The organism is Odoribacter sp. N15.MGS-14 (assembly GCF_000980245.1).
GTDB classification, from domain to species: domain Bacteria; phylum Bacteroidota; class Bacteroidia; order Bacteroidales; family Marinifilaceae; genus Odoribacter; species Odoribacter splanchnicus.
Genome location: NZ_LARE01000105.1, coordinates 1 through 5,323 on the forward strand (window position 1 = coordinate 1; position 5,323 = coordinate 5,323).

The 5,323-nt window shown below is 40.8% G+C and carries 5 protein-coding genes and 2 tRNA genes; 2 read left to right on the forward strand and 5 right to left on the reverse strand.

Annotated elements, in window-relative coordinates; all coding sequences use genetic code 11:
• Positions 1-353: 353 nt before the first annotated feature.
• Positions 354-438, reverse strand: a tRNA-Ser gene (locus WS34_RS13910).
• Positions 439-583: 145 nt separating this feature from the next.
• Between WS34_RS13910 and WS34_RS13915 the strand changes: the two genes are divergently transcribed.
• Entirely contained in the window at positions 584-2,086 is a 1,503-nt protein-coding gene (locus WS34_RS13915) for a potassium/proton antiporter (RefSeq protein ID WP_013613520.1), read from the forward strand.
• Positions 2,087-2,096: 10 nt separating this feature from the next.
• On the opposite strand, the gene WS34_RS13920 is transcribed toward WS34_RS13915, so the two are convergent.
• Together WS34_RS13920 and WS34_RS13925 are read right to left on the reverse strand one after the other, a co-directional pair.
• Complete coding sequence (locus WS34_RS13920; protein WP_286693807.1) at positions 2,097-3,539, reverse strand: bifunctional metallophosphatase/5'-nucleotidase; 1,443 nt, start codon at positions 3,537-3,539, stop codon at positions 2,097-2,099.
• A gap of 16 nt (positions 3,540-3,555) precedes the next feature.
• A complete protein-coding gene (locus WS34_RS13925) occupies positions 3,556-4,179 on the reverse strand; it encodes a SagB/ThcOx family dehydrogenase (RefSeq protein ID WP_041557593.1) in 624 nt (207 codons plus the stop codon).
• A 128-nt stretch (positions 4,180-4,307) separates the two neighbouring features.
• Here WS34_RS13925 and WS34_RS13930 point away from each other — a divergent pair.
• Positions 4,308-4,381, forward strand: a tRNA-Pro gene (locus WS34_RS13930).
• Between the two features lie 68 nt (positions 4,382-4,449).
• Here WS34_RS13930 and WS34_RS13935 read toward each other — a convergent pair.
• A complete protein-coding gene (locus WS34_RS13935) occupies positions 4,450-4,854 on the reverse strand; it encodes a hypothetical protein (RefSeq protein WP_046405547.1) in 405 nt (134 codons plus the stop codon).
• 169 nt (positions 4,855-5,023) lie between these two features.
• On the reverse strand, positions 5,024-5,323 hold a 300-nt coding region (locus tag WS34_RS13940; protein ID WP_046405548.1), incomplete at its 5' end, for a hypothetical protein.

Below are 5,323 nucleotides of genomic sequence, written 5' to 3' on the forward strand. Positions count from 1 at the left end.
CGTGCCATAATCATAACCTCGCCGTTTTTCTTTTCAGAACCTTTCTTCAAATAAAAAAGAACCTTGAATGTCGATTTCATAACTCACTTTTTTTAGTTGCAAAATTAGTTTTTACCTCTCGTTTTCGAGTTATGCAGACTATGGACTAATCAAGTCATTATCAGGTCATTTGAGGACAAATCGTTACCGTTTTTGTCCGGCAGGGAATAGGTAACGATTTAGTAACGAAACTTTGTCTTTTACCGTACTTTTGAAGTCTTGGGAGCTGGACTTTCGGGCAATAAAAAAAGCCACAAATCATTGATTTGTAGCTTTTTGTCCCTTTACTGACCATTTCTGTCCAGTAAGTTCAGCGGAGAGGGAGGGATTCGAACCCCCGGACCTGTGACAGTCAACGGTTTTCAAGACCGCCGCGATCGACCACTCTGCCACCTCTCCAATGCGGATGCAAATATAGGGTAAAAAACAGAATCTCAAAAATAATTTTCAGGAAAATAAAGGTAAAAACCGAACTATTTCATATTTTATCCATCCTGGCTTATAACCTTGAAGCTGCCCAGGCGTTTAACTTCAAAAAAAGGACATGATCATAACCACTCAAAATATTTTGCTGCTCGGTTCTATCTTGCTATTCATCAGCATCATGATCGGTAAAACAGGGATTAAACTCGGTATTCCTGTCTTATTGTTATTTCTGATTGTAGGGATGGGATTCGGGCGGGATGGTTTCGGAATTGAATTCGAGAATCCGGTAACAGCACAATTCATCGGAGTTATATCATTGAGTATTATCCTTTTCTCCGGCGGAATGGACACCAATATAACAGAAATCAAACCGGTGATCGGTCAAGGAATTACCTTGGCAACCTTGGGGGTACTTCTAACGACGGCATTTACAGGAGGTTTTGTCTATCTCCTCGCTTCCTGGGCATTCCCGGAAGCACAAGCACCCTTGTTAGGATGTTTATTACTAGCTGCCGTCATGTCATCCACCGACTCAGCCTCAGTATTCAATATATTACGTTCCAAAGACTTAAATCTAAAACACAACCTACGTCCCCTGCTTGAATTAGAAAGCGGGAGTAATGACCCTATGGCCTATATGCTGACCATCTTATTGATCCAAATCATTCAATCGGGAGAGTTCAGTTTCGGACAGGTGCTGCTTTCATTTTTCATCCAATTCAGTGTCGGAGGAATTGCCGGATATTTATTGGGACGCTGTGCTGTTTATACGTTAAACCATTTCAGAATCCTCAACCAATCCCTCTACCAGATTGTTCTTCTGACCTTTGTATTTTTCACTTTCTCTTTTACCGAGAAACTTCAGGGGAACGGTTATCTGGCGGTATATATTGCCGGACTGGTCGTCGGGAATCGCCGGATCGTATACAAAAAAAATATTACCAATTTTTTCGACAGTACAGCCTGGCTTTTCCAAATTATCATGTTTCTTACCCTAGGCTTACTGGTCAATCCGAAAGACCTGATCAGCATCTCCTGGCTCGGTCTGCTTATCGGTATCTTTATGATCATCTTCGCCCGTCCCGTCAGTGTCTTATTGTGTCTCCTGCCTTTCCGCAAGATGACTTTTAAAAGCCGGTTATATGTTTGTTGGGTCGGTCTACGCGGAGCTGTACCCATTATTTTCGCTACTTATCCCCTGATCGCCAACATACCGGGAGCCCATCAGATTTTCAATATCGTGTTCTTCATCACCCTACTTTCTCTATTGATTCAAGGAACCAGTGTCACCCATATTGCCAGACTTTTGGGCGTATCCATCAAAAATAAAAAAATGGCCAAGGAATTCGAAATGGAACTACCCGAGGAAGTGAAATCCGTATTTTCAGAAATCATAGTCACCCCGGATATGCTCATTCAAGGAGATCACCTGATCGATATCCCTCTCCCCGACAATACCCTGGTCGTTCTCGTCAAACGCTTCAATCATTTTTTTGTACCGAACGGATGTTCTCAGTTATTTCCAAACGATAAACTTCTGATTATCTCCGATAACGAAAAAGAGTTGAAACAAGTCTACAACACCCTGGGTATCGAAGAATTTACCATCACCAAAAACTAAACAGGCAACTCTATTTCACAAAAGCCCGTTGTTCAGTATATTTTACAGTTCCTTGTTTTTGCAAGTAGACAGCAATTGCATCGGTGATAAAGATATCGGTAACCTCCCCTCCTTTTACCAGCTCATTGGAAGAAGCCACATAATTGCTAAAGGCAATTTTGTATTTCTTTTGTTTATCTTTCAAACATTTTCCCCTAGCGTCATAAAATTTCACCTCGATTCCCTCTCCTTGCAAATTCCGGATGACCTCATATTTTCCACCTGAAATATAGTAATTGATATAGCGTTTCCCGGGATCTTTCCCTCTGTTATAATCTTTTAAGATAAAATCTTCCATCTTGTTCAGATTCCATTCATGAACAACGATATAATTGGAGAATGGTTCCATTTTATATATTTTTTCCATGGTAATCTCTCCTTTACGTAGTTCATTCAGCCGCACTCCTCCTTTGTTATAAAAAGCGAAATCACCTCCAACCGCATCACGCATGGCATCGGTCATCAATGAAGCGACATCCTCTTTCCGGGTCAGGTCTTCTGCTGCCTGTCCCATGATCTTTTTAAATTCCGGCCGGTTACTGATCTCTTCCACCAGCAAAGCAATTTCCTGATCGGGAGTTCCTATATCCTTCAAACTCACCAATTGATAAGATTTATCGACCAGTTTTTTACCTTTAAACCGAAGTGTAGTCACACCGGCATACTCCAGATTAGAACCGGCCTGACCGATCAAAACCCCATTCACCTTTTTCGGTTCACGAATGACCGTATGCGAATGCCCTCCGACAATCACCTCCAACTCAGGCATCACTAAAGCCAACAAAGAATCATTGGCAAACCCTAAATGAGTTAACCCGATCATCACGTCACATTCCTCCGCCACCCGTTTATATTCCGGAACAACGTCCTTGAAATAACGGAAAGAAATATCTTCCAGGTTAGCCGGATTAGTTGCAGGAAGATGATTCGCTCCGGTCTGAATCAAACTGAAAAAACAAAATTTCAGCCCGCCTCTCTCAATCATTTGATAAGCCGGCAGCTGCCCCAACTCACTCTTTTCAGAAAGCATATTAGCACAAACCACCGGAAAATTGGCTTCATGCAGCCTCTTTTTCAATATTTTTTGTCCATAATCGAAATCATGATTTCCCATCGTAACCACATCATACCCCACCTTATTCATCAGCCGGATCATCGGTTCCCCCCTCTCCAGAGCATGATCCACATAAGGATTACCCGAAAAACGATCGCCCGCATCAACCACAATCACTTCCCCTCCTTCTGTCTTTTTTTGCTGAATCAAAGTAGCCAACAGAGGAAAACGAGCCAGCTGTGCATGCATATCGTTAGTAGAAACGATCACGACCTTCCCCGGCGTTCCCGACTCATTTTTACAACAATATAGTGTTACCGCAAGCAGTAACACTATCCCCCATCTTCTCACAAAGTTCACAATAACTTTTCTTTTATCATTTTGCATATCCCACCGGATGATTGATCAAAGGCCGTTGAGTATCTTTCAATTTCAAACCACTCTTCAATTTTGCCTGATCCATAGAGGCTCTGGGGACTGTCACTAAGCCTGTGCCGGAACAAAACAAGGATATATTCTGGGAAACAATACCGGCATCCAGGGCAGGCATTAAAACCTCTCCGCCGAACTTACTCAAATCCGCCACCATTACCAAACATACCGGAGCAGTAGCGACAAAACCCTGTCCTCCCCCGACAGCCGGACGCAAATCTTCTTTAGTCACCGGTTCGAGGCTATTCGCTTTTGGATGATACAAATAAGCCCCTTCCTGCAAACACACATAAACATCGATTTCCTGCTTATTCATGGCCGTCGGAGACGTCCGTTTTCCTGATTCAGGCCGGTTAATACCGGCAGCAGCCCACAACAAGTCCGACAAATCCTGCAATTCCAATTTTTTATCAGCATATTCCCGGGTAGACTGACGTTTTTGTAAAGCAGTCATCACAGGTAATCCCCGTTTAACATTCGGTTGATTCAACTTTATAGGTTTCAAATCCTGAGCCTGACTTCCCCCAAACAGGCCAACCAACAGCGAAAACAATAAGAACTTTTTCATGATACCTCCTTTTTTAATCATATATTGCCGCAAGTTAAACAATTTCCGGAAAAAATCAGTATTTAATAATTTTTTCCACCTTACTGTTGCAAGTTACAAATATCTCCTTTATATTTGCACCGCAATTACGGGATGTAGCTCAGCCCGGTAGAGTACACGTCTGGGGGGCGTGTTGTCGCAGGTTCAAATCCTGTCATCCCGACACTGAGTATCAAAGACTTACAGAATTTCTGTAAGTCTTTTTTTATTTGGTGGAACACAAATGGAACACTATTTCGAAGCAACGATTACAAGTTCAAGATTGCAAGTAAGACTATTGTCATGAGAGGATGTCCATAAAATGGATGTTTCATCATTACATATCTTTTCTAAAACTTTACAAATATCGCTCATTTCATCCATAGTTATACCGTGTATCGAGGAACTGCGTATAATGAAGTATAAACATTGATATTCTTTGATATTAGATAAGTCTGCTTCATTGACTATCTTTATTAATTCAGTAACTCTATTTTCATCTCTCATGAGATTAGTTCTAAAAGTATACTCTATGACAGTTTGGGCCTCCTTTAAGTAATTACAATCTTTCCTATCAAGTGGCAATAGGTTTGATTTTTTACTTACTAACAATTCAATTAACCGCTCACGTTCTTCTTTTGTCGAAATAATTTTCATACTCTGTTTTGCTAAATTATTGATTTTGTTACCATATCACTAAAATATAGCACAGGATAAGATCTTCCCTCAAATACGTTGATGTCGAGTTCTTCGAACGATTCATTTAATTATCTAGGTTGACAGTCGCCATGTCAATGATCCATGATAAATAATTCATATCCATATCTTATAAATTTTCTTCCGACCAATCATGACCAATATTCCAATGAATATCTTCTATAAACTCGGTATCTTCGGGAAGATTAAACTCATTGAGAATGATACCTTTCACATATTCAACATCGCTAACGTAGTTAGGATCTGATAACCAACCTCCTACAAACACTTTAAACTTTCCGTTTATAAGTGTAACCCTACCTCTCGGAACTTTGGTATAATCGTGATTATAATAAGGAGAAGACTCATCTTTATGATGAAGAGCTTTAAAATGCTCCCTTTGCCATACAGTTTTGTGAAGGGTACTAAG